The sequence below is a fragment of the Actinotalea sp. JY-7876 genome, assembly GCF_014042015.1.
Classification (GTDB): domain Bacteria; phylum Actinomycetota; class Actinomycetes; order Actinomycetales; family Cellulomonadaceae; genus Actinotalea.
On the sequence record NZ_CP059493.1, the window covers coordinates 1,580,956 to 1,603,997 of the forward strand.

Below are 23,042 nucleotides of genomic sequence, written 5' to 3' on the forward strand. Positions count from 1 at the left end.
AGCGCTGAGCAGTAGTCAGCACAGCACGACGAAGCCCCGGCCGGGGAACCGGCCGGGGCTTCGTCGTGCTGGCTGGGACTGCTGTGCGGGCAGGGACTGCCGTGCTCGCGGGGACGTCAGGCGACGGGCGGGGTGCCCGTGGCCGGCCCCGTGTCCTTGACCGCGTCCTGGTCCGCGGCGAGCGTGCCGAGGTAGAGCTCGATGACCTTGGGGTCGTGCATCAGCTCGCGACCCGTCGCGGTGTAGGCGTTGCGGCCCTGGTCGAGCACGTACCCGCGGTCGCAGATCTGCAGGCACCGGCGGGCGTTCTGCTCGACCATGATGATCGAGACGCCGGTCTTGTTGATCTTCCGGGTCCGGATGAACGTCTCGTCCTGGCGCACCGGGGACAGCCCCGCCGACGGCTCGTCGAGCAGCAGCACCGACGGGTTCATCATGAGCGCTCGCGCCATCGCGACCATCTGGCGCTCACCGCCGGACAGCGAGCCGGCGCGCTGCTTGCGCCGGTCGCCCAGCGTCGGGAACAGGTCGACGATCGCGTCGAACCGCTCCCCGAACGTGCGGGGCGCCTGGAAGCTGCCCATCTGCAGGTTCTCCTCGATGGTCAGCGAGGGGAACACGTTGTTGTTCTGGGGGACGAAGCCCACGCCGCGCTTGACGAGCGTGTCGGCGCGCGCGTTCGTGATGTCCTCGCCGTGCAGGGTGACCGACCCGGACCGGACCGTGACCAGGCCGAAGAGGGCCTTGAGCAGGGTCGACTTGCCCGCGCCGTTCGGGCCGATGATGCCGATGAGCTCGCCCGGGCGGACGACCAGGTCGCAGCCGTTGAGGATGTTGACGCCCGGGAGGTAGCCCGCGACCAGGTCGGTGGCCTCCAGGACGGGGTCCTGCGTGGTCCCGCCCGGCGTGGCGGGCATCGGCGCGGTCGTGGTGCTCATCGTGACTCCTCGTCGTGGGCGCGGGCCTCGGCCGCGGCCTCCGCCTCGAGCTCCTGCGCCACCTCGTCCGACAGCAGCGCGTCGTCGCCCAGGTCCGTGTCGTGGTGCGCGCCCAGGTAGGCGTCGACGACGGCCGGGTTGCCCATGACGGAGCCGGGCGGCCCTTCGGCGACCAGGCGGCCCTCGGCCATCACGGCCACCCAGTCCGAGATGTGCCGGACCATGTGCATGTCGTGCTCGACGAACAGGACGGTCGTGCCGCCGTCGCGCAGCGCCTGGATGTGCCCGAGGAGCGACTGCGTCAGCGCGGGGTTCACGCCGGCCATCGGCTCGTCGAGCATGACCATCTCCGGGTCGCTCATGAGCGCGCGGGCCATCTCCAGGAGCTTGCGCTGACCGCCGGACAGGCTGCCCGCGAACTCGTCCTTCTTGTCGAGCAGCCGGAACCGGTCGAGCAGCTCCTCGGCCTTGGCGGTGATCGCCCGCTCCCGCGGCCGCCAGAGCGGGGGCACGAGGGCCCGCGCGAACGTCTCGCCCGGCTGGTCGGCGGCGCCCAGGCGCATGTTCTCCATCACCGTCATCCGGCTCAGCGCCTTGGTGAGCTGGAAGGTGCGGACCATGCCGGCCCGCGCGACCTTCGCCGCCGGGACGCCGGCGAGCGAGCGCCCGCCGAACGACCACCGCCCGGAGTTCGGCTGGTCGAAGCCCGTGAGGAGGTTGAACAACGTCGTCTTGCCGGCGCCGTTCGGGCCGATGAGTGCCGTGATCGCGCCGCGCTGCACCTCCAGGTGCCCGACGTCGACGGCTGTCATGCCCCCGAACCGGCGGACGACGTCGTCGGCCACGAGGATCGGGTCCGGCTTCGGCGCGCCCGGCTCCGCCGGGACGGTGGCGAGGGCCTCGGCTGCGGTCTCAGCGGACATTGATCGCCAGCTCCTTCTTGTCGCCGAGGATGCCCTGCGGCCGGTAGATCACCAGGAGCATGAGCGTCACCCCGACGACGATCCAGCCGAACTGCTCGATCTGCTCGGTCCGCATGACGGTCGACGGGATGAGCTCGCGGCCGACGGTCTTGATGAGCATGAGCGTCGCCCAGAAGAGCATCGAGCCCAGGACCGGCCCGAAGACCGTCGCGGCGCCGCCGAGGAGCAGGATCGTCCACACCCAGAACGTCATCGGGCGACCCATCGAGTCCGGCTGGACGGCGCGGGGGAGCACGTAGATGATCCCGGCGACCGCCCCGATGACGCCGCCGAGGACGAGTGCCTGCATCTTGTACCCGTACACGTTCTTGCCGAGCGAGCGCACCGCGTCCTCGTCCTCGCGGATCCCCTTGAGGACCCGGCCCCACGGGCTGTTCAGCAGGCGCCACACGAGCAGGCACGCGAGCAGCACGACCACCCACGCGACGATCCGGATCCACCAGCTGTTCGACGCGTTGTTGGAGTACGAGAAGGGCCCGACCGCTGTCGTGCCGTCCTCGAACGGCGACAGCTCCTGGAACGTCTCCTTGTAGCTGTTGCCGCGCAGGCCGGACGACGCCCCCGTGAGGGGCGTCAGCGCCGTGGAGCGGCCGATGATGCGCACGATCTCGGCGGCCGCGATCGTGACGATGGCGAGGTAGTCGCCCCGCAGCTTGAGCGTCGGGACGCCGAGGATGAGCGCGAAGACCACGGCGCACGCGATGGCGACGAGCACGGCGAGCCACACCGGGGCCCCGGCGATCGTGGAGATCGCGAAGCCGTAGGCGCCCAGGAGCATGAACCCGGCCTGGCCGAAGTTGAGCAGACCCGTGAGGCCGAAGTGGACGTTGAGGCCGATCGCCGCGAGGGCGTAGGCCGCGGTCGTGGGAGCGAAGAGCTCGCCGACGACGTTGGTGAGGATGCGTTCCCAGTCCATGTCGATCTCCTGTCAGCCGATCCGCTCGGCGCGGCCGAGGATGCCCTGCGGCCGCAGCAGCAGGACGAGGATGAGGATCACCAGGGCACCCGCGTAGCGCATGTCCGACGGGATCACGAGGTTGGAGAGCTCGACGACGAGCCCGATGACGACCGACCCCACCAGCGCACCGAACGCCGTGCCGAGGCCGCCGAGCGTGACGGCGGCGAACATGAGCAGCAGGAGGGTCGAGCCCATGTTCCAGGCCGTCGCGTTGAGGTAGAGGCCCATCGTGACGCCGCCGAGGCCCGCCAGCCCCGCCCCGAGCGTCCACACGAGCCGGATGATCCGGTCCACCGAGATGCCCGACGCGGCGGCGAGCGCCGGGTTGTCGGACACCGCACGGGTGGCCCGGCCGATCCGCGTCCCGACGAGGAAGTAGGAGACGGCGCCGAGGGCGAGGACCGCCAGGCCGACCGAGACCAGCGACTGCTGCGTGATGAACACGGGGCCGAAGGTGACCGTCGCGGGGTTGGACCGCACGATCCGCAGGGAGCTGCCGCCGAGGAAGAACTGGTAGACGTACTGCAGCGTGATCGCGAGGCCGATCGTGACGATGAGCTGCTGCGTCATGCCGACCCGCTTGGTGCGCAGCGGCTTCCAGATCGCCGCGTCCTGCAACCAGCCGGATGCGGCGGCGAGGACCACGGCCAGCGCCCCGGACACGAGGAGCGGGAGCCCGACGAGCTGGGTGAACACGTAGGCGAGGATGCCGCCGAGGGTCACCTGCTCCCCGTGGGCGAAGTTGCTCAGCCCTGTGGTCCCGAAGATCAGGGAGAGGCCGACGGAGGCCAGCGCCAGGAGCAGGCCGAAGACGAGGCCGGCCACGGTCTGCTGCGCGACGCGGTCCCAGTTGACGCCGCCCGAGGTCGAGGTGCCGGGCACGGGCGTGTCCAGGCCGGGCTCGTCGCCCCCGGGTGCCGGCGGCGCGGTCGCGGTCTCGCCGTCGCCGCCCTCGTCGCCGCCGTCCCCGCCGTCGTCCGCGCCGGGGGCCGGGGCGGTCGGCGCGCCGAGCGGGAACAGGGCGCCACGGTTGGCCCCGAGCTCGACCTCGACGGTGCGGGGGTTGCCGGTCGGGTCGCGGAGCGTCTCCCCGGCGGGCAGCGTCGCCTCGTCGAGCGTCACCGTGTAGGCGCCCGCCGCGGTCACCGCGACGGACCACCGGCCCTCGGCGTTCGTCGTCGCCTCGGCCGACGCGCCCTGACCCTCGACCACCAGGGCGACCCCGACCGCGGGCTCGCCCGCGGCGGTCCGGATGGTGCCGCCCACGCACGCGCGGTCGGTGCCCGGCTGGCACGCCTCGCCCGTCGCGGCCGAGGCGGCGGGGGCCAGGAGGAGCGCGACCGACGTCGTCAGGAGGGCCACCAGCAGCACGAGCCAGCGCCTGGCTCCCTGGGCGACACCTGGGGCGGTCGTGCTCGAGGACCGGGCCTGCGATGTCGCAGCTGGTCGCACGTGTGGTCTCCGTCCGTTCACGCGCGGGTGCGCGGTTCGAGCCCGCGCACCGTCGCGCGGGTGAGTCGGGATCAGGCGTCACCCGGCCCTCGTGCGCCGCCCGGGACGCGACGGCGTCGGGCGAGGCGTGGGGGGACGAGGTGACCGGAACGATAGGCAGCGGATGTGTCGGGGGCATTTCGTGACACGCCACACCTTGGCAGCAATCGCTCCGAGGCCCAAGGCCCTCGCCGCTGCGCGAACCGGGACTTTGCTCCGGCCCGCCGGACCGTTATCTTTTCGTCATCTACCGGCCCCGTCCCCCGCGGCGACCGGAGCCCTGCACCGGAGGAGGCCGTCGACGTGCGTCCCGGGATCGAGGTAGGGCCGGCGACACCGGCCGACATGGACGGTCTCGTCGCCCTGTGCCTGGCCGCGAGGGCCGAGTCCTCCGTCGGTTCGCAGGTCTGCACCTCCGACGGGGCCACGCTCGCCCAGCAGCTCGGCGCCCTCACGGCGATCCCCGGGGGGACGGTCCTCGTGGCGCGCACCGAGGGCGCGGTGGTCGGGCTCCTCCTCGGCCGGCTGCTCGGTCCGAACCCCTTCACCGACGACGTCAGCCTCGCGGTCGAGGCGCTGTACGTGGACACGCGGCACCGACGCCGCGGCGTCGGCCACGCCCTCATGGTGGGAGCAGCGGAGGTCGCCTCGAGCGCCGGTGCGCAGCACGTCTACGCGGCGCCCATCCCCGGGGCCCGCGGCATGCAGCGCTTCTTCGTCCAGCTCGGCTTCGCGGCCGCGGCGGCACACCGCGTCACCAGCACCGTGGCGCTGCAGCGCCGGCTCGCGGTCGACGGGGCGATGGTGCGGCGCGCGGGGTCGCGGGGCCTGGAGGACCTGATCGCGCGGCGGCGTCAGTCCCGCGCGGGCCGGGCGGCCGACAAGGCCGGGGTGGGGGACGTCGTCCGCGTCGGGGACAAGGAGAACGTCCCCTTCGCCGAGGACGCGCCGGCTCAGCCCTCTCGCCTGTCCATCAGCAAGCAGGTCAAGCGGGCGGTGCAGACCCGGCGCGACGCCGAGTCCTCGACGACGACCTCGTAGCTCGCCGTCGTGCGGCCCAGGTGCAGAGCCGTCGCGACGCCGGTGACCAGGCCCTCGCGCGCGGCGCGGTGGTGCGTGGCGCCGACCTCGATCCCGACCGCCTGCCGGTCCGGGCCCGCGTGGAGCATCGCGGCGTAGGAGCCCAGCGTCTCGGCGAGCACCACCGACGCGCCGCCGTGCAGCAGGCCGTAGGGCTGCGTGTTGCCGGCGACCGGCATGGTGGCCACCGCCCGGGCGGGGGAGGCCTCGAGGATCTCGATGCCCATGCGCTCGATGAGGGTGCCGGCCGTCGAGGCCCGCACCGCGGCGAGCACCGCCTCGGCGTCGGCGGGGGCTCGGGTGCTGGCGTCGTCGCGCCGGGCTGTGTCGGACATGGCCGATAGGTTGGCACCCGTGGACGACCTGGCGCGAACCCGACCCCTGCTGCTGCTGATCGACGGTCACTCGATGGCCTACCGCGCGTTCTTCGCGCTCCCGGTGGAGAACTTCTCGACGACGACCGGTCAGCCGACCAACGCCGTCTACGGCTTCACGGCCATGCTCGCGAACCTGCTCCGGGACGAGCAGCCGACCCACGTGGCGGTGGCCTTCGACGCCGGCCGGACGACGTTCCGCACCGAGCAGTACCCGCAGTACAAGGGCACCCGCGACGCGACGCCCTCGGAGTTCAAGGGCCAGGTCCCGCTCATCCAGGAGATCCTCGAGAGCATGCGGGTCGTCACGGTGCAGAAGGACAACTTCGAGGCCGACGACGTCATCGCGACCCTGACGCGCCAGGCCGTCGGCCGCGGCATGGACGTGCTCGTCTGCACCGGGGACCGCGACGCGCTGCAGCTCGTGGGCGACGCCGTGACGGTCCTGTACCCGCGTAAGGGCGTCTCGGACCTGGTCCGCTTCACCCCGGCTGCCGTCGAGGAGAAGTACGGGGTCGCGCCGGAGCGCTACCCCGACCTCGCCGCCCTGGTGGGGGAGACGAGCGACAACCTGCCCGGCGTGCCGGGCGTCGGCCCCAAGACGGCCGCGAAGTGGATCACGGCGTACGGGGGCCTCGACGGCGTCCTGGCCGCGGCCGGGCAGATCACCGGCAAGGCCGGCGAGAGCCTGCGCCTCAACCTCGACCAGGTGCGCATCAACCGCATGCTCAACGCGGCTGTCACGGACGTCGAGCTGCCGATCGGCGTCGACGACGCGGCGCTGCAGCCGTGGGACCGCGAGGCGATGCACCGGGTCTTCGACGCGCTGCAGTTCCGGACCCTGCGCGAGCGGCTCTTCGCGATGGTGCCCGAGGACGCGCCCGAGACCACGGGCTTCGAGCTCGAGGTCACCGTGCCGGAGCCGGGCGCGCTGGCGGCCTGGCTGGAGCCCCGACGCGGGCGCCTGCTCGCGCTGGACGTGTCCGGGCGAGCGACCCCGGCGTCCGGCGACGCGTGGACGCTGGCCATCGCCGACGGTCCGGGCGAGGCGGTCGGGATCGACCTCGCGGCCGTGGCCCCGGCGGACGAGGCCGTGCTCGCGGCGTGGCTCGCCGACCCCGGCGCGCGCAAGACGCTGCACGGCTCGAAGGAGGCGTGGCACGCGCTCGCCGGCCGAGGTCTCGCGCTCGACGGCGTCGCGTTCGACACCCTCCTCGCGTCCTACCTGTGCCACCCCGACCAGCGCTCGTACGAGCTGGGCGACCTCAGCGTCCGGCACCTGCACCGCGAGCTCCGCTCGGAGGCCGGCGCGGCCGACGCCGCGCAGGGGGCGCTCGACCTCGACCTCGAGGACAGCTCGGAGATCCGGCGGACGGGGCTGCGCGCCGCCGCGGTCGCCGAGCTGACCGAGATCCTCGGCCAGGAGCTGGCGGACCGGGAGTCCCAGCGCCTGCTCGAGGACCTCGAGCTGCCCCTCGTGGGGGTCCTCGCGCGCATGGAGGCCGCCGGCATCGCGGCCGACGTCGACTACCTCGGCGCGCTCGAGCGCGAGTTCGCGGCGGCCGTGAACGACGCCGCGGCCGAGGCCTACGCCGTCATCGGCCGCGAGGTGAACCTCGGCTCGCCGAAGCAGCTCCAGGAGGTGCTCTTCGACCAGCTGGGCATGCCCAAGACCAAGAAGATCAAGACCGGCTGGACGACGGACGCCGCGTCGCTCACCGACCTGTTCGAGCGCACGCAGCACCCCTTCCTCGCGCACCTGCTCGCGCACCGGGACGCGTCACGGCTGCGCCAGACGGTCGAGGGCCTGCTGCGGTCGGTCGCCGCGGACGGCCGGATCCACACGACCTTCCAGCAGACCATCGCGGCGACGGGCCGGATCTCCTCGACCGAGCCGAACCTGCAGAACATCCCGATCCGGACCGAGGCCGGGCGCCAGATCCGCCGCGCCTTCGTCGTCGGACCGGGGTACGAGACCCTGCTGACCGCCGACTACAGCCAGATCGAGATGCGGATCATGGCGCACCTCTCGGGGGACGCGGGCCTCATCGCCGCGTTCCGGTCGGGGGAGGACCTGCACAGCTTCGTCGGGTCGCGCGTGTTCGGGGTGCCGACCGACGAGGTCACCCCCGCGATGCGGTCCAAGATCAAGGCGATGTCGTACGGCCTCGCCTACGGGCTCTCGGCCTTCGGGCTCTCCAAGCAGCTCGCGATCCCGGTGAGCGAGGCCGCGACCCTCATGGAGGACTACTTCGCGCGGTTCGGCGGCGTCCGGGACTACCTCGCGGGGGTCGTCGACGAGGCGCGGCGGACGGGCTACACGGCGACCATCCTCGGGCGCCGGCGGTACCTGCCGGACCTGACGAGCGACAACCGGCAGCGCCGGGAGATGGCCGAGCGGATGGCCCTCAACGCACCGATCCAGGGCAGCGCGGCAGACCTGATCAAGGTCGCCATGCTCGGCGTCGAGCGACGCCTGCGCGAGGAAGGCCTGCGGTCGCGGATGCTCCTGCAGGTCCACGACGAGCTGGTGCTCGAGGTGGCACCGGGGGAGCGGGAGGTCGCCGAGGCGATCGTGCGCCACGAGATGGGCTCGGCGGCGGAGCTGTCCGTGCCGCTCGACGTGTCCGTCGGCACCGGCACCAGCTGGCACGAGGCGGGCCACTGACGGCGGTCCGCCCCGTGGTCCGCGGGCCGAGCAATATCGGCGTGGGGGGTCGCCTCCGAAGGTGACCTAGGACACACTTTGTCGCGCGGTGGCAGTGTCGCCACCGCCCGACACGACGGAGGCGCCATGTCCGAGGTCATCGACCCGGCAGAGACCGACTACCAACGGGTGCAGCGGTCGCAGGAGTTCCAGGACCTGAGGCGACGGTTCCGGAACTTCGTCTTCCCCATGACCGCGTTCTTTCTCGTCTGGTACTTCCTCTACGTCCTGCTCGCCGCGTACGCCCACGACTTCATGAGCATCCGCGTCGCGGGGACGATCACGGTGGGGCTCCTCATGGGCCTGGGCCAGTTCGTGACCACGTTCGCGATCACGATGATCTACGCGAACTGGGCGAACAAGAAGCAGGACGCCGTCGCCGACCGGCTCCGCGAGAGCATCGAGGCGGGTGAGGTCCGATGATCGTGCGCGCCGCAGCCGAGTCCCAGCAGGTGGGTTCCCCGGGCGTCAACATCGCCATCTTCGGGGCCTTCGTGCTCGTCACGCTCGTGATCGTCTTCCGGGCGTCCCGCAACAACAAGACCGCCGCCGACTACTACGCCGCGGGTCGCTCCTTCACCGGCCCCCAGAACGGCACCGCCATCGCGGGCGACTACCTGTCGGCCGCGAGCTTCCTCGGCATCGCCGGCGCGATCGCGGTCAACGGCTACGACGGGTTCCTCTACTCCATCGGCTTCCTTGTCGCCTGGCTCGTCGCGCTGCTGCTGGTCGCGGAGCTCCTGCGCAACACCGGGCGCTTCACGATGGCGGACGTGCTGTCGTTCCGCCTCCGCCAGCGGCCCGTGCGCATGGCGGCGGCGCTGGCGACGCTCATGGTGGTGTTCTTCTACCTGCTCGCGCAGATGGCGGGCGCGGGCGGCCTCGTCGCCCTCCTGCTCGGCATCGAGACGACCAGCGGGCAGGGCGCCGTCATCGCCGTGGTGGGTGCCCTGATGATCCTCTACGTCCTCGTCGGCGGGATGAAGGGCACCACCTGGGTGCAGATCGTCAAGGCCATCCTGCTCATCGCCGGTGCACTGGTCATGAGCGTCTGGGTCATGGCGAAGTTCGGCCTCAACCTCTCGGCGCTGCTGCAGGCCGCGGTCGACGCGGGCGGCGAGGGGGGCGAGGCGCTCATCGAGCCGGGCAAGCAGTACGGCCTCTCGGCGCTGACGCGGCTCGACTTCCTCTCCCTGGCCCTCGCGCTCGTGCTCGGCACCGCCGGTCTGCCGCACGTGCTGATGCGGTTCTACACGGTGCCGTCGGCCAAGGAGGCGCGTCGGTCGGTGGTCTGGGCGATCTGGCTCATCGGCGCGTTCTACCTCTTCACGCTCGTGCTGGGCTACGGCGCCGGCGCGCTCGTCGGCCCGGAGGCCATCACGAGCGCCCCGGGCGGCGTGAACTCGGCGGCGCCGCTGCTCGCGTACGAGCTGGGCGGGGTGCTCCTGCTGGGGTTCATCTCCGCGGTCGCGTTCGCGACCATCCTCGCGGTCGTGGCCGGCCTGACGATCACGGCGGCGGCGTCGTTCGCGCACGACATCTACGCCAACGTCATCAAGCACGGCGAGGTCAACCCGGACGGCGAGGTGAAGGTCGCGCGCATGACGGTGGTCGTCATCGGCCTGCTCGCGATCGTGGGCGGCATCTTCGCCCAGGGGCAGAACATCGCCTTCCTCGTCGCGCTGGCCTTCGCGGTCGCCGCGAGCGCCAACCTGCCGACCATCATCTACTCGCTGTTCTGGCGGCGGTTCAACACCGCCGGAGCCCTGTGGAGCATGTACGGCGGTCTGCTCTCGTGCATCGTCCTCATCGCGCTCTCGCCGGTCGTCTCGGGCAAGGTCGACCCGGTGACCGGCGCGAGCCTCTCGATGATCAAGGACACGTCGGTGGACTTCGCCGTGTTCCCGCTGTCGAACCCCGGCATCGTCTCGATCCCGCTCGCCTTCCTGCTGGGCGTCGTCGGCACCCTCCTCAGCAAGGAGCGGTCGGACGACGCGAAGTTCGCCGAGATGGAGGTGCGGTCCCTCACGGGCGCCGGCGCGGAGAAGGCGACCGTGCACTGACGGACCGTCTGCTGTCCGCCGGCGGGACCCACGGTCCTGCGGCGCCGCGCCCGTCCGGCTCCGGCCGGGCGGGCGCGGTCGTCCGGCGGGGCGTCCTCAGCCGGGCAGGCGGCACACGAAGATGGCCGTGCCCGGGAGCAGGGCGCCGCGCACCGGGCCCCAGCCGCCCCAGGTCCGGTCGTGCCCGGCGGGCCACTCGGGCTCCACGAGCCGCTCGAGGACGAAGCCGGCGGCCGCCAGGTCGCCGACGTGGTCGCCGAGGGTGCGGTGGTACTCGGCGTAGTGGACGTGCCCGTCGTCGTCCGCCTCGACGTAGGGCCGGCGGTCGAAGTACGAGCGGGTGGCGGTGAGCCCGCGCTCGCTCGGGTCGTCAGGGAACGCCCAGCGGATCGGGTGCGTCACGGAGAACACCCAGGGCGCGCCGGGGCGCAGCACCCGGGCGGCCTCGCGGTGCACGGCGTGGGCGTCCGGCACGAACGGCAGCGCGCCGAAGGCCGTGAACGCGGCGTCGAACGCGGCGTCGGGGAAGGGGAGCCGGCGCGCGTCGGCCTGGACCACGGGCGTCGTGACCGCACCGTCGAGCTCCCTGCCGCGCGCGAGCATGCCCCACGACACGTCCGTCGCCACGACGTGGGCGCCCTGCGTCGCGAGCCACCGCGAGCACTGCGCGGCACCGGCGCCGACCTCCAGCACCCGGCGCCCCGCCACGTCGCCCAGCAGCCGTGCGTCGCTCTCACGAAGGCCCTCGGGGCACCAGCAGAAGTCCGCGCTGCCGAGGAAGTCGCCGTGCTCGGCGAGGTACTCGGCGGCGTTCGCGTCCCACCACCCCCGGGCGGCGGCGCCCCCGACGTCGTCGGGAACAGACGTGAAGCCGGCGTGCGTAGGCACAAAGTCCTCCATGTGCAGTAGTTTCGCCGAGTCCTCGATGTGACTGCCCAGTAACAGCGATGTGACACGGCGTGGGGCGCAGATCGCCGAGGCGCTCGAGGACAACGGCATCGCCCACGGCGCCGCGGCGCGGCGGCGGACGGTCGAGCTGCTTGAGGAGGCCGGGCTGCCCGACGCGGTGCGCCGCGCCGAGCAGTACCCCCACGAGTTCTCGGGCGGCATGCGCCAGCGCGCGCTCATCGCCATGGGCCTGGCCTGCCGACCGCGACTGCTGATCGCTGACGAGCCGACGTCGGCCCTGGACGTGAGGGTCCAGCGCGTCATCCTCGACCGGCTCGAAGGGCTCACGAGCGAGCTGGGTACCGCGGTCCTGCTCATCACGCACGACCTCGGGCTGGCCGCCGAGCGCGCGAGCCGCGTCGTGGTGATGTACCGCGGCGAGGTGGTGGAGACCGGGCCCGCCGCGCAGCTCCTCACCGACCCGCAGCACGAGTACACCAAGCGACTGCTCGCCGCGGCGCCGTCGCTCGCGTCCCGCCGCATCCAGCTCGCCAAGCGCGCCGGTGCGACGGACGCGGTGCAGGACGACCTGCTCTCCGGTGCGGCCGACGCCCCGACCTCGACGGTCGCCGAGGACCCGATCGTCGAGGTGGACGACGTCACCAAGGTGTTCCACCTGCGCGGACGCGGGCTGTTCGCGCGCCGCACGGAGTTCACCGCGGTGGACGGCGTCAGCTTCGCGATCCCGCGCGGGACGACGACGGCCATCGTGGGGGAGTCGGGTTCCGGCAAGTCCACCGTCGCCCGGATGATGCTGGCCCTGACCGCGCCGACGTCGGGCAGCATCCGGTTCAACGGGGCGGAGGTCGGCCCCGGGCGGTCGGGCGGCGCCGGCCGCGCTGCCGAGGTGGAGTTCCGGCGCAAGGTGCAGCCGATCTTCCAGGACCCGTACGCGTCCCTCGACCCGCTCTACACGATCTACCGGACCATCGAGGAGCCGCTGCGCGCGCACGGCATGGGCTCGCCGGCCGAGCGCCGGGCCCGCGTGCTCGAGCTCATGTCCGACGTCGCGCTGCCGGAGGATCTGCTGCGCCGCTACCCGGGCGAGCTGTCGGGCGGGCAGCGTCAGCGGGTCGCGATCGCCCGTGCCCTGGCGCTCAACCCCGACCTCGTGGTCTGCGACGAGGCCGTGTCCGCGCTCGACGTCATCGTGCAGTCGCAGATCCTGCACCTCCTGGCGGACCTGCAGCACCGCCTCGGGCTCAGCTACCTGTTCATCAGCCACGACCTCGCCGTCGTGCGCCAGATCGCGGACCAGGTCTGCGTCATGGAGCACGGCCGGATCGTCGAGCAGGGCACCGTCGACGACGTCTTCGACCGGCCGCAGCAGGACTACACGCGGGCGCTGCTGGACGCGATCCCGGGCCGCAGCCTCGAGCTGGCCGTGGGCGCCTGAGGCCCCCGGTCCCGGGCGCAGCACAGGCCCGGGCCGCTTCCCGGGGACCGACGGCCCGGCGCACGTCCACCGTCCTCGGTAGTGTGGTCCTCGCGGGCGCGCGTCGGGGCGCCGGACCCGCCCCCCTCACAACGAAGGAGCTCGCGTGCGCGTCGGACTGCTGACCGGAGGGGGCGACTGCCCGGGCCTCAACGCGGCGATCCGCGCCGTGGTGAAGCACGGGGAGGGCACCTACGGGCACTCGATCATCGGGTTCCGCAACGGCTGGAAGGGCGTCGTCGACGGCGACGTCATGCCGCTCGGCCGACCGCACATCCGCAACGTGCTGCCCACGGGCGGCACCCTGCTCGGGACGGCGCGGTTCCACCCCGACGAGGAGAACGGCGGCATCGAGGCGGTGATGGCGACCCTCGAGGCGGAGCGCATCGAGGCGCTGATCTGCATCGGCGGTGACGGCACCCTCCACGCCGCGAGCAAGGTCGCCGAGGCGGGCGTGCGGATCGTGGCCATCCCCAAGACCATCGACAACGACGTCGAGGGCACCGACCTGTCGATCGGCTTCCACACCGCGGTGAACATCGCGACCGAGGCGATCGACCGCGTGCACACCACGGCCGAGAGCCACAACCGCGTGATGGTCGTCGAGGTCATGGGGCGACACGCGGGATGGATCGCGGTCAACGCGGGTATGGCGGGCGGCGCGGAGCTGGTCCTGGCGCCCGAGGAGCCGTTCGACATCGACCAGGTCGTGAGGTTCCTCAAGCACCGCCACCGGGCCCACGCGAACTTCTCCATCGTCGTCGTCGCCGAGGGCGCGATGCCGCGCGAGGGCGGGTCGATGGACTACCGCACGCAGCTCGGCAAGTTCGGGGAGATCGTCGCCGGCGCGATCGGCGAGCGGGTGGCGAGCGAGATCGAGAGCCGCACGGGCTTCGACACGCGCGTCACGATCCTCGGGCACGTGCAGCGCGGCGGCTCGCCCACCCCGACGGACCGGATCCTCGGCAGCCGGTTCGGCGTCGCGGCGATGGACGCGATCTCCGCGGGCACCACCGGCGTCATGACGGCGCTGCGCGGCGAGCGCATCGAGCTGGTCCCGCTGGCGGAGGTCGCCGGGCGGGTCAAGCACGTGCCCGCGGACATGCTCCGCACGGCGCAGGTCCTCGCCTGAGGCGGAGGGGGGCGCGTCCTCTTTGACCACCCTTCACCACGGCCCGTAGGATGGTCGGTGGTGTGGCGTGCCTCGTCATGCTGGTCTGTCGGTCCGACCACGCACGTCTCGCGCGCTCCTCGTCGGCTCCTCCGGGGGCAGGGGTGGTCCGCGCCGGTCGTGCCGGCGCACCCCGATCGATCCCTGTCCGCCCTACTCCCTGTCCGCATCGGAGCTCGAAACTCAATGACCATCTCCACCCCGACGAAGTCGGCCCCTCAGGTCGCGATCAACGACATCGGCTCGAGTGAGGACTTCCTCGCCGCGATCGACGCGACCATCAAGTACTTCAACGACGGCGACATCGTCGAAGGCACCATCGTCAAGGTCGACCGGGACGAGGTGCTCCTGGACATCGGCTACAAGACCGAGGGTGTCATCCCGTCCCGCGAGCTCTCGATCAAGCACGACGTCGACCCGGACGAGGTCGTCAAGGTCGGGGACGCCGTCGAGGCGCTCGTCCTCCAGAAGGAGGACAAGGAGGGTCGCCTGATCCTGTCCAAGAAGCGTGCGCAGTACGAGCGCGCCTGGGGCACGATCGAGAAGATCAAGGAGGAGGACGGCGTCGTCACCGGCACCGTCATCGAGGTCGTCAAGGGCGGCCTCATCCTCGACATCGGCCTGCGCGGCTTCCTGCCCGCGTCGCTCGTCGAGATGCGTCGCGTCCGCGACCTCCAGCCGTACGTCGGCAAGGAGATCGAGGCGAAGATCATCGAGCTCGACAAGAACCGCAACAACGTCGTCCTCTCGCGCCGTGCCTGGCTCGAGCAGACGCAGTCCGAGGTGCGCTCGACCTTCCTGCAGACCCTGCAGAAGGGCCAGGTCCGCCCGGGCGTCGTCTCCTCGATCGTCAACTTCGGTGCGTTCGTGGACCTCGGCGGGGTCGACGGCCTCGTCCACGTCTCCGAGCTGTCCTGGAAGCACATCGACCACCCGTCCGAGGTCGTCGAGGTCGGCCAGGAGGTCACGGTCGAGGTGCTCGACGTCGACTTCGACCGCGAGCGCGTCTCGCTGTCGCTCAAGGCGACGCAGGAGGACCCGTGGCAGGCGTTCGCCCGGACGCACGCCATCGGTCAGGTCGTGCCCGGCAAGGTCACCAAGCTCGTCCCGTTCGGTGCGTTCGTGCGCGTCGAGGACGGCATCGAGGGTCTGGTCCACATCTCGGAGCTGGCCGTGCGCCACGTCGAGCTGCCGGAGCAGGTCGTCAACGTCGGTGACGACACGTTCGTCAAGGTCATCGACATCGACCTCGAGCGTCGCCGCATCTCGCTGTCGCTCAAGCAGGCCAACGAGGGTCTCGACCCCACCAGCGAGGACTTCGACCCCGCGCTGTACGGCATGGCCGCCGAGTACGACGAGAAGGGGAACTACAAGTACCCCGAGGGCTTCGACCCGGAGACCAACGAGTGGCTCGAGGGCTTCGAGGCGCAGCGCGAGACGTGGGAGGCGCAGTACGCCGCCGCGCACGCCCGCTGGGAGGCGCACAAGAAGCAGGTCCTCGAGGCCGTGCAGGCCGACGCGGACGCGTCGAGCAGCACCTCGGAGTCGAGCTCCAGCTCCAGCAGCAGCAGCGCGTCGACGTACTCGTCGGCTCCCGTCGAGGAGGCCGCGGGCACGCTCGCGTCCGACGAGGCGCTCGCCGCTCTGCGCGAGAAGCTCACCGGCAACTGACGCCCGCGCCTCGGCGCGACGTCGGCACGGCCGCACGACGGGCCGGTCACCTTCGGGTGGCCGGCCCGTCGGCGTCTAGGCTGGATCCGTGACCGTCGACGAGGAGCTCACGGGCGATCGCGCCAGGACGGTTCGGCGGATCGGCCTCACGGGCGGGATCGCCGCCGGCAAGTCCGTCGTGGCCGCGCGTCTGGCGTGGCTCGGTGCGGCCGTGGTGGACCACGACGTGCTCGCGCGGCAGGTCGTCGCCCCGGGGAGCCCCGGCCTGGCCGCCGTCGTGGCCGCCTTCGGCGGGGGTGTCCTGACCGCGGCCGGCGAGCTCGACCGGCCTGCCCTCGGCCGGGTGGTGTTCGCGGACCCGGCGGCGCGCGAGCGGCTGAACGGCCTGGTGCACCCGCTCATCCGGGCGGCGGCCCACGCCGCGGAGGCCGCCGCGGTGGCGGCCGGGTACGACGTCGTGGTCCACGACATCCCGCTGCTGGTGGAGACCGGCCAGGCCGGACGCTTCGACGAGGTCGTCGTGGTGGACGCCCCGGCCCAGCTGCGCCTGCGGCGTCTCGTCGAGGGGCGTGGGCTGGACGCGGAGGAGGCCTGGGCGCGCCTCGCCGCGCAGGCGGACGACGAGGCCCGGATCGAGGCGGCGGACGTCGTGCTCGACGGCGCGGGCTCCGTCATGGACCTGCAGGCCCAGGTGGACCGGCTCTGGGAGCGCTGGCGCACGGCGGCACCCGCGTGAGCCGGACGGTGCTCCTCACGGGCTTCGAGCCGTTCGACGGGCAGGTGGCGAACGCGTCCTGGGACGCCGTGCGTGCGGTGGCTCAGGGCTGGGACCGCGACGAGCAGGTCGTGGTCGCGCGGCTGCCGGTCTCGTTCCGCGGTGCACGCCAGCGGCTGCGGGACGCGGTCCGGGAGCACGCGCCCGACGTCGTCGTGCTCGTCGGGGAGGCGGGCGGCCGGTCCGCCGTCGGCGTGGAGCGCGTGGCGCTCAACGTCATCGACGCGCGGATCCCGGACAACGACGGCTCCGCGCCGGTGGACGTGCCCGTCGTGGCCGGCGGTCCGACGGCGCTCCTGAGCGGTCTGCCCGTCAAGGCGTGCCTCGCGGCGGTGCGCGCGGCGGGCGTCCCGGCGGAGGTCTCGAACACCGCCGGCACCTACGTGTGCAACGCGACGTTCTACGCGCTCATGCACCTGCTGGCGTGCTCACCCGGCCTCCCGGGCGTGCGCGGCGGCCTCGTGCACGTCCCGCGCGACGTCGCGCAGGTGCGTCCCGGTGAGGCGTCGCTGCCGGTGGGGCAGTCGGCGGTGGCGCTGTGGGCCGTCCTCGGGGCGTGTCTCGACGGCAGCGAGATCACGATGGCCGCCGGGTCCGAGGCGTGAGTCGGCAGGCGGGGTGACGCGGGTCGGCCCGGCCCGGCCCGGCGCTCGCGCGTCGGGCCGACCGGGCCGGTCGCCGGTGTCAGTTCTGCTGCGTCGGCACCATCGAGAGCAGGCCCTCGATCTCGGCAGCGACGAAGCGGCGGTGACCGCCGAGGGTGCGCACGGCGCTGATCTTGCCGGCGTTGGCCCAGCGCGTGACGGTCTTGGGGTCGACCCGGAACATCGTCGCGACCTCGCCGGGCGTGAGCAGGGCGTTGGTCGTCGTGGTGGTGGGGGCTGTCTGCATGTCGTGTCCTTGTCATCTGGTGGCTGGGCTGCCCTGGTCGGGCCCCTGGCTTTGCGTCCCCGCCTTGCGGCGGGTTTGCCCTTGTCTGTGACGAGGCGGTGGTCCGGATGATCCGGACTCCGTGCCTCACAACACGGTATCGGGGACGAACCGGACAGGCTTGAGGGCGCGCCGATGTGATCTACGTCACACGAGATCGTCGCGCGGCTGTGCCGGCCGGACCGACCCCGGGACGGGCCGTGTCGGACCCGCGACGTACCGTGGAGCCATGCGCCCCGTGACCGACCTCCAGCGCCGTGCCGCCACCCTCGAGGTGGTCTCCGAGTACACCCCGTCGGGCGACCAGCCCACGGCGATCGCCGAGCTCACCGAGCGGATCCAGGCGGGCGAGAAGGACGTCGTGCTCCTGGGCGCCACGGGTACCGGCAAGTCGGCGACGACGGCGTGGCTCATCGAGAAGCTGCAGCGTCCGACCCTGGTGATGGCGCCGAACAAGACGCTGGCGGCGCAGCTGGCGACGGAGTTCCGCGAGCTGCTGCCGAACAACGCGGTCGAGTACTTCGTCTCGTACTACGACTACTACCAGCCCGAGGCGTACATCGCGCAGACGGACACCTACATCGAGAAGGACTCGTCGATCAACGACGAGGTGGAGCGGCTGCGCCACTCCGCGACGAACTCGCTCCTGACGCGGCGCGACGTCATCGTGGTGGCGTCCGTGTCGTGCATCTACGGCCTCGGCACGCCCCAGGAGTACGTCGACCGCATGGTGCACCTGGCCGTGGGGGACCAGATCGAGCGCGACCAGCTGCTGCGCCGGTTCGTGACCATGCAGTACACCCGCAACGACATGGCGTTCACGCGCGGCACGTTCCGGGTCCGCGGGGACACCGTGGAGATCATCCCGGTGTACGAGGAGCTGGCGATCCGGATCGAGTTCTTCGGCGACGAGATCGAGGCCATCCACCTGCTGCACCCCCTGACGGGCGACGTCCTGCGCTCGGAGGCCGACGTCCACCTGTTCCCGGCGACGCACTACGTCGCGGGGCCCGAGCGCATGGAGCGGGCGATCTCCTCGATCGAGGCCGAGCTCGAGGAGCGGCTGGCCGAGCTCGAGCGGCAGAACAAGCTGCTCGAGGCGCAGCGGCTGCGCATGCGCACCACGTACGACATCGAGATGATGCGCCAGGTCGGCAGCTGCTCGGGCATCGAGAACTACTCGCGGCACATCGACGGGCGCGGTCCGGGCACGCCTCCCCACACGCTGCTGGACTACTTCCCCGAGGACTTCCTGCTGGTCATCGACGAGTCGCACGTGACCGTGCCGCAGATCGGCGCCATGTTCGAGGGCGACATGTCGCGCAAGCGGGCCCTCGTCGAGCACGGCTTCCGCCTGCCGAGCGCCATGGACAACCGGCCGCTGCGCTGGGAGGAGTTCGTCGAGCGCATCGGCCAGACCGTGTACCTGTCCGCGACGCCGGGGCCGTACGAGCTCGCGCAGTCCGACGGCGTGGTCGAGCAGATCATCCGCCCCACCGGCCTCGTGGACCCGGAGATCGTCGTCAAGCCGACCACGGGTCAGATCGATGACCTGCTGCACGAGATCCGGGTCCGCGCCGAGCGCGACGAGCGGGTCCTCGTCACGACGCTGACCAAGAAGATGTCGGAGGACCTCACCGACTACCTGCTCGAGCGGGGGGTGCGGGTGCAGTACCTGCACTCCGAGGTCGACACGCTGCGTCGCGTCGAGCTGCTGCGGGAGCTGCGGATGGGCCAGTTCGACGTGCTGGTCGGCATCAACCTCCTGCGCGAGGGCCTGGACCTGCCGGAGGTGTCGCTGGTGAGCATCCTCGACGCCGACAAGGAGGGGTTCCTGCGGTCCGGGACGTCCCTCATCCAGACGATCGGCCGCGCGGCCCGCAACGTCTCGGGCCAGGTCCACATGTACGCGGACAAGGTGACGCCGGCGATGGCGATGGCGATCGAGGAGACGACGCGACGCCGCGAGAAGCAGGTGGCCTACAACCTCGAGCACGGGATCGACCCGACCCCGTTGCGCAAGCGCATCAGCGACGTCACCGACATGCTCGCGCGCGAGGACCTGGACACCGCCGCGCTCCTCGAGGGGGGCTACCGCAACAGCGGCAAGGGGAAGGCGCCGGTGCCGGGGCGCAAGGGCGGCGCCGCCCCGTCGGAGCGTGCGAAGCTCGCGGCCGTGCCCGCGGCAGACCTCGCGGACCTCATCGGCGAGCTCAGCGAGCAGATGCACGCCGCGGCGGCCGAGCTGCAGTTCGAGCTCGCCGGCCGCCTGCGCGACGAGATCGCCGGGCTGAAGAAGGAGCTCCGCGCCATGACGGCCGCGACCGCGTGAGCTTCCCCGCGCCGCGCGGCGGCGCAGGGAGGCCCCGTCAGTCCCAGGGGCCGAAGACCGGCTGCCACGGGCGCACGTCGCGTGCCGCGACCAGGCCCGCGACGGCGAACGGGTCCGGGTCGAGCAGCGCGCGGACGGCCGACGCGTCGTCCGCGCGGACGAGGAGCAGGGCGCCGTCCGGCTCGTGGTCGCTGCCCTCGGTCGGACCGGTGAACGGTCCGCTGGCGAGCAGCCGGCCCGCCGCGTAGAGGTCGGCGAGGAACCTGCGGTGCTCCGGTCGGACGCGGTCGCGGTCGGCGACCTGGTCGTCGTAGGTGTAGAGGACGGCGAAGACGGTCATGACCCGATCCTGCCCTCTGGTTCACCCGCCCGGGGAGGCCCCTCGACATGCGGGACGGGCCCTCCGCGCCTAGTTTCGTGGGAAGGGTCCCGCGGCGGGCGGCGTCACGTCCGGTCACAGGTGCACGAGGAGGCAGATGGTGACGCCAGGGGCGGACGTAGCCCGAGGTGTTCTCCTCGACGACAGGTACCGCCTGGAGGACGTGCTCGGCCAGGGCGGGATGGCGACGGTCTACCGCGCCCACGACCTGGTCCTGGACCGTGACGTCGCGGTCAAGCTCTTCCCCCCCGTGGCCGAGGACGCCGAGGACCTGCTGCGGCACCAGTCCGAGATGCGGGTGCTCGCCCAGCTGAGCCACCCCGGCCTGGTCACCCTGCACGACGCCGGCCTCGCGCACGCCGAGGGCCCGATGCGTCAGACGTACCTCGTCATGGAGCTCGTGGACGGACCGACCCTCGCCGACCGGCTCGCCGGCGGGCCGCTGAGCCCGCGCCGCGCCGCGCGCCTGGGCCGGCAGGTCGCCGAGGCGCTGGCGACCGTCCACGCCGCGGGCGTCGTCCACCGTGACGTGAAGCCGGCCAACGTGCTCCTCGTCGAGCCCGCCGGCGCGGGGGACGAGGACCGGGACGCGGTCTCCACGACGGGGCCCATCGCCAAGCTCGCCGACTTCGGCATCGCCCGGCTCGCCGACGGTGCACGGCTCACGGTCACGGGCACCACCCTGGGCACGGCGACGTACCTGAGTCCCGAGCAGGCGGCGGGAGCGCCCGTCGCGGCGCCCACCGACGTCTACGCGCTCGGGCTCGTGCTGCTCGAGTGCCTCACCGGCCGCAAGGCGTTCACCGGCACGATGGTCGAGGTGGCCGCGGCCCGGCTCAACACGTCGCCCGCGGTCCCGACCACGTTCGGCCCCGAGTGGGCCGACCTGCTGGAGGCCATGACCCGCCGGCGGCCCGAGGACCGGCCGACCGCGGCCGAGGTCGCGGTCCGGCTGGCGGACCTGGTCGTGGACGGCGTCACGACCGGCGAGGTCGCGACCGGCCTGCTCGCCACCGTCGCCCTCGACGCGGCCGGTGCGGCCCCGGCCGGGCACGCGATGCCCGAGGCCATCCCCCCGCTCGTGCCGCCGCCGCCGCCCCGGCGCCGCAACACGGGCGAGGTGCCGGTCCCGGACGCCACCCACCCGTACTCGCCGGCGGAGCTGCGCGCGGCCGCCGAGCGCGCCGCGCGCAGCCCGCGCCGACGCCCGACGGCCTCCGAGGTCACCGGGCCGCAGGGCAGCGCCGGCGGTCACCCGCGGCGGCGTGCGGCGCTCGTCATCGTCGGGGTGGTCGTCCTCGGCGCCGGTGCCCTCCTGGTGGGGCAGATGGGCGGGGCCGACCCGGCGACGCCGCCGGACTACCCCGTCGTGGAGGGCCCGCTGGGCGCCACGCTCGAGGAGCTGCAGCGGAGCGTGACGCCGTGACGGCCGCGCGTCGGCGCGGCGCGTCGGCGGACGGCGCCCGCGGAGCGCGTCCGCGCGGCGTCACCGCGGGTGGCGCGGCGCTCGTGGGGGTCGTCCTCGTGCTCGGCGGGTGCGGATCGGGATCCGGGCTCGCGAACGACGCGGCGGCGACGCTCCAGGCCGGCGTCCTCACCGTGACCGAGGCCGTGGCCGACGGGCGGTACGACGACGCCGAGGCCGAGCTCGCCGAGGTGCGTGCCGACCTGGAGGCGGGCGTCGACTCCGGGCAGGTCTCGGCGACGCGCTACCGCCTCATCGACGACGCGCTCGACCGCACCGCGCTCGAGCTCGCGGCCACGCGGGACGCGGTCGTGGCGCAGCAGGCCGCGGAACAGCTCGCCGCCGAGCAGGCAGCCGCCGAGCAGGCAGCCGCCGAGCAGGCGGCGGCGGAGCAGGCAGCCGCCGAGCAGGCAGCCGCCGAGCAGGCAGCCGCCGAGCAGGCGGCGGCGGAGCAGGCAGCCGCCGAGCAGGCAGCCGCCGAGCAGGCAGCCGCCGAGCAGGCGGCGGCGGAGCAGGCGGCCGCCGAGCAGGCAGCGTCGGGTCCGGCCGGACCGCGGGGCGACGGTGGCCCTGGCAAGGACGACGGGCCCGGCAAGGGCCACGGCAAGGGCAAGGGCCCCGGCGGCGACGACTGAGCGCCGGCGGCCGTCACCAGCCGCGCGCCCACCACCCCTCGACCTGCGGCCGCTCGGCACCGAGGGTCGTCCCGCGGCCGTGACCGGGGTGCACGCAGGTCCGGTCGTCGAAGCGGTCCAGGACGCGTTCGGTGAGGTCCGTCATGAGCGACCGGAAGGACTCCGGGTCGAGCGTGCGCCCCGGACCCCCGGGGAAGAGGCTGTCCCCGGTGAACAGGTGGACACGCCCGGGGGCGCCGCCGGGCGTGCGCGCCGACGTCGGCTCCCGGTAGGCGAGCGCGACGGACCCGGGTGTGTGCCCGCGCAGGGCCACGACCGTCAGCTCGAGCGCGCCGAGGCGGATCACGTCGCCGTCCTCCAGCCGGCGGTCGACGGGCACCGGCAGGTGGTCGGCGTCGGCCGCGCCGGCGAGCGTCGCCGCGCCCGTCAGGGCCACCAGGCGCTCGAGCGCGCCGTGGTGGTCGGCGTGGCGGTGCGTGGTCACGATCGCCGAGAGCGGCGCCCGCGCGCCGCCGCCCTCGCGCACGAGGGCGAGGAGCCGGCCCGGGTCGGCCGCGGCGTCGACCAGCAGCTGCTCGCCGCTGTGCCGGCAGGTGAGCAGGTAGGCGTTGTTGTCCATCGGGCCCACCGACGCCTTCCGGACGACGACCTCGTCCAGCTCCAGCACGGCGCTCGGCCCGCCCGGGGTCACGTCACCCCACGCCACG

At 72.9% G+C, this 23,042-nt stretch carries 21 protein-coding genes and 1 riboswitch; of the genes, 12 read left to right on the plus strand and 9 right to left on the minus strand.

Translation table 11 applies throughout. The features are described from left to right. Positions 1-116 precede the first annotated feature (116 nt). From H2O74_RS07430 to H2O74_RS07445, 4 genes are read right to left on the minus strand one after another with little or no spacing between them, the layout of a single operon-like run. Positions 117-938, minus strand: coding sequence for an ABC transporter ATP-binding protein (locus tag H2O74_RS07430; protein ID WP_220458033.1), 822 nt, complete (start codon positions 936-938; stop codon positions 117-119). Further along, positions 935-1,861, minus strand: coding sequence for an ABC transporter ATP-binding protein (locus H2O74_RS07435; protein ID WP_182113793.1), 927 nt, complete (start codon positions 1,859-1,861; stop codon positions 935-937). Before H2O74_RS07435 ends, H2O74_RS07430 begins: the two co-directional genes overlap by 4 nt. Beyond that, a complete protein-coding gene (locus H2O74_RS07440; RefSeq protein WP_182113794.1) occupies positions 1,851-2,837 on the minus strand; it encodes a branched-chain amino acid ABC transporter permease in 987 nt (328 codons plus the stop codon). The genes H2O74_RS07435 and H2O74_RS07440 overlap by 11 nt, the downstream gene beginning before the upstream one ends. Before the next feature lie 12 nt (positions 2,838-2,849). Beyond that, positions 2,850-4,250, minus strand: a complete 1,401-nt coding sequence (locus H2O74_RS07445) for a branched-chain amino acid ABC transporter permease (RefSeq protein WP_182113795.1) — start codon at positions 4,248-4,250, stop codon at positions 2,850-2,852. Between the two features lie 465 nt (positions 4,251-4,715). Here H2O74_RS07445 and H2O74_RS07450 point away from each other — a divergent pair, with 465 nt between their 5' ends. Further along, the gene (locus H2O74_RS07450) at positions 4,716-5,411 is read left to right on the plus strand and encodes a GNAT family N-acetyltransferase (protein WP_182113796.1); all 696 of its coding nucleotides are present in this window, start codon (positions 4,716-4,718) and stop codon (positions 5,409-5,411) included. Here H2O74_RS07450 and H2O74_RS07455 read toward each other — a convergent pair. Then, positions 5,324-5,785 (minus strand): hotdog fold thioesterase, encoded by a 462-nt coding sequence (locus H2O74_RS07455; RefSeq protein WP_182113797.1) that lies wholly within the window; start codon positions 5,783-5,785, stop codon positions 5,324-5,326. The genes H2O74_RS07450 and H2O74_RS07455 overlap by 88 nt on opposite strands. Between H2O74_RS07455 and polA the strand changes: the two genes are divergently transcribed. The 3 genes from polA (at position 5,784) to H2O74_RS07470 (ending at position 10,594) form a co-directional block, all read left to right on the plus strand. Continuing rightward, a complete protein-coding gene (gene polA, locus H2O74_RS07460) occupies positions 5,784-8,492 on the plus strand; it encodes a DNA polymerase I (protein ID WP_182113798.1) in 2,709 nt (902 codons plus the stop codon). The genes H2O74_RS07455 and polA overlap by 2 nt on opposite strands. A gap of 126 nt (positions 8,493-8,618) precedes the next feature. Then, a complete protein-coding gene (locus H2O74_RS07465; protein WP_182113799.1) occupies positions 8,619-8,954 on the plus strand; it encodes a DUF485 domain-containing protein in 336 nt (111 codons plus the stop codon). Further along, positions 8,951-10,594, plus strand: coding sequence for a cation acetate symporter (locus H2O74_RS07470; protein WP_182113800.1), 1,644 nt, complete (start codon positions 8,951-8,953; stop codon positions 10,592-10,594). Before H2O74_RS07465 ends, H2O74_RS07470 begins: the two co-directional genes overlap by 4 nt. 96 nt (positions 10,595-10,690) lie before the next feature. Here the strand turns inward: H2O74_RS07470 and H2O74_RS07475 are convergent, their stop codons facing one another. Next, on the minus strand, positions 10,691-11,482 hold the full coding sequence (locus H2O74_RS07475; RefSeq protein WP_370525861.1) for a class I SAM-dependent methyltransferase: 792 nt from the start codon (positions 11,480-11,482) through the stop codon (positions 10,691-10,693). Between the two features lie 61 nt (positions 11,483-11,543). Here H2O74_RS07475 and H2O74_RS07480 point away from each other — a divergent pair, with 61 nt between their 5' ends. From H2O74_RS07480 to H2O74_RS07500, 5 genes are all read left to right on the plus strand, one after another. Then, positions 11,544-12,938: a dipeptide ABC transporter ATP-binding protein gene (locus H2O74_RS07480; RefSeq protein ID WP_370525862.1), complete on the plus strand. Its 1,395-nt coding sequence runs from the start codon at positions 11,544-11,546 to the stop codon at positions 12,936-12,938. Positions 12,939-13,083: 145 nt separating this feature from the next. Then, complete coding sequence (locus H2O74_RS07485; protein WP_182113802.1) at positions 13,084-14,109, plus strand: 6-phosphofructokinase; 1,026 nt, start codon at positions 13,084-13,086, stop codon at positions 14,107-14,109. Positions 14,110-14,334: 225 nt separating this feature from the next. Next, on the plus strand, positions 14,335-15,819 hold the full coding sequence (gene rpsA, locus H2O74_RS07490) for a 30S ribosomal protein S1 (RefSeq protein WP_182113803.1): 1,485 nt from the start codon (positions 14,335-14,337) through the stop codon (positions 15,817-15,819). Between the two features lie 88 nt (positions 15,820-15,907). Further along, positions 15,908-16,555 (plus strand): dephospho-CoA kinase, encoded by a 648-nt coding sequence (gene coaE / locus H2O74_RS07495; RefSeq protein ID WP_182113804.1) that lies wholly within the window; start codon positions 15,908-15,910, stop codon positions 16,553-16,555. After that, entirely contained in the window at positions 16,552-17,199 is a 648-nt protein-coding gene (locus tag H2O74_RS07500) for a pyroglutamyl-peptidase I (RefSeq protein ID WP_182113805.1), read from the plus strand. Before coaE ends, H2O74_RS07500 begins: the two co-directional genes overlap by 4 nt. Before the next feature lie 79 nt (positions 17,200-17,278). Here H2O74_RS07500 and H2O74_RS07505 read toward each other — a convergent pair whose 3' ends face one another. Beyond that, the gene (locus H2O74_RS07505; protein ID WP_182113806.1) at positions 17,279-17,485 is read right to left on the minus strand and encodes a BldC family transcriptional regulator; all 207 of its coding nucleotides are present in this window, start codon (positions 17,483-17,485) and stop codon (positions 17,279-17,281) included. Positions 17,486-17,500: 15 nt separating this feature from the next. After that, positions 17,501-17,575, minus strand: a riboswitch (cyclic di-GMP riboswitch). Positions 17,576-17,753: 178 nt separating this feature from the next. Here H2O74_RS07505 and uvrB point away from each other — a divergent pair. Continuing rightward, entirely contained in the window at positions 17,754-19,856 is a 2,103-nt protein-coding gene (gene uvrB / locus H2O74_RS07510) for an excinuclease ABC subunit UvrB (RefSeq protein ID WP_182113807.1), read from the plus strand. Between the two features lie 37 nt (positions 19,857-19,893). On the opposite strand, the gene H2O74_RS07515 is transcribed toward uvrB, so the two are convergent. Then, on the minus strand, positions 19,894-20,196 hold the full coding sequence (locus H2O74_RS07515; protein WP_182113808.1) for a YciI family protein: 303 nt from the start codon (positions 20,194-20,196) through the stop codon (positions 19,894-19,896). Between the two features lie 136 nt (positions 20,197-20,332). Here H2O74_RS07515 and H2O74_RS07520 point away from each other — a divergent pair, with 136 nt between their 5' ends. Together H2O74_RS07520 and H2O74_RS07525 are read left to right on the plus strand one after the other, a co-directional pair. Beyond that, positions 20,333-21,661 carry a serine/threonine-protein kinase gene (locus tag H2O74_RS07520; protein WP_182113809.1) on the plus strand — a complete coding sequence of 443 codons (1,329 nt, stop codon included), beginning with the start codon at positions 20,333-20,335 and terminating at the stop codon, positions 21,659-21,661. Further along, positions 21,658-22,335, plus strand: a complete 678-nt coding sequence (locus H2O74_RS07525) for a hypothetical protein (RefSeq protein ID WP_182113810.1) — start codon at positions 21,658-21,660, stop codon at positions 22,333-22,335. Before H2O74_RS07520 ends, H2O74_RS07525 begins: the two co-directional genes overlap by 4 nt. 13 nt (positions 22,336-22,348) lie before the next feature. Here the strand turns inward: H2O74_RS07525 and H2O74_RS07530 are convergent, their stop codons facing one another. After that, positions 22,349-23,041: an MBL fold metallo-hydrolase gene (locus H2O74_RS07530; RefSeq protein ID WP_255491854.1), complete on the minus strand. Its 693-nt coding sequence runs from the start codon at positions 23,039-23,041 to the stop codon at positions 22,349-22,351. Position 23,042: the final 1 nt, after the last annotated feature.

Bases quoted from the DNA above. Each gene is read 5' to 3' on its own strand.
- H2O74_RS07430 (WP_220458033.1), bottom strand. From the start codon at position 938: ATGAGCACCACGACCGCGCCGATGCCCGCCACGCCGGGCGGGACCACG.
- H2O74_RS07435 (WP_182113793.1), bottom strand. From the start codon at position 1,861: ATGTCCGCTGAGACCGCAGCCGAGGCCCTCGCCACCGTCCCGGCGGAG.
- H2O74_RS07440 (WP_182113794.1), bottom strand. From the start codon at position 2,837: ATGGACTGGGAACGCATCCTCACCAACGTCGTCGGCGAGCTCTTCGCT.
- H2O74_RS07450 (WP_182113796.1), top strand. From the start codon at position 4,716: ATGGACGGTCTCGTCGCCCTGTGCCTGGCCGCGAGGGCCGAGTCCTCC.
- polA (WP_182113798.1), top strand. From the start codon at position 5,784: ATGGCCGATAGGTTGGCACCCGTGGACGACCTGGCGCGAACCCGACCC.
- H2O74_RS07455 (WP_182113797.1), bottom strand. From the start codon at position 5,785: ATGTCCGACACAGCCCGGCGCGACGACGCCAGCACCCGAGCCCCCGCC.
- H2O74_RS07465 (WP_182113799.1), top strand. From the start codon at position 8,619: ATGTCCGAGGTCATCGACCCGGCAGAGACCGACTACCAACGGGTGCAG.
- H2O74_RS07470 (WP_182113800.1), top strand. From the start codon at position 8,951: ATGATCGTGCGCGCCGCAGCCGAGTCCCAGCAGGTGGGTTCCCCGGGC.
- rpsA (WP_182113803.1), top strand. From the start codon at position 14,335: ATGACCATCTCCACCCCGACGAAGTCGGCCCCTCAGGTCGCGATCAAC.
- H2O74_RS07505 (WP_182113806.1), bottom strand. From the start codon at position 17,485: ATGCAGACAGCCCCCACCACCACGACGACCAACGCCCTGCTCACGCCC.
- uvrB (WP_182113807.1), top strand. From the start codon at position 17,754: ATGCGCCCCGTGACCGACCTCCAGCGCCGTGCCGCCACCCTCGAGGTG.
- H2O74_RS07515 (WP_182113808.1), bottom strand. From the start codon at position 20,196: ATGACCGTCTTCGCCGTCCTCTACACCTACGACGACCAGGTCGCCGAC.
- H2O74_RS07520 (WP_182113809.1), top strand. From the start codon at position 20,333: ATGGTGACGCCAGGGGCGGACGTAGCCCGAGGTGTTCTCCTCGACGAC.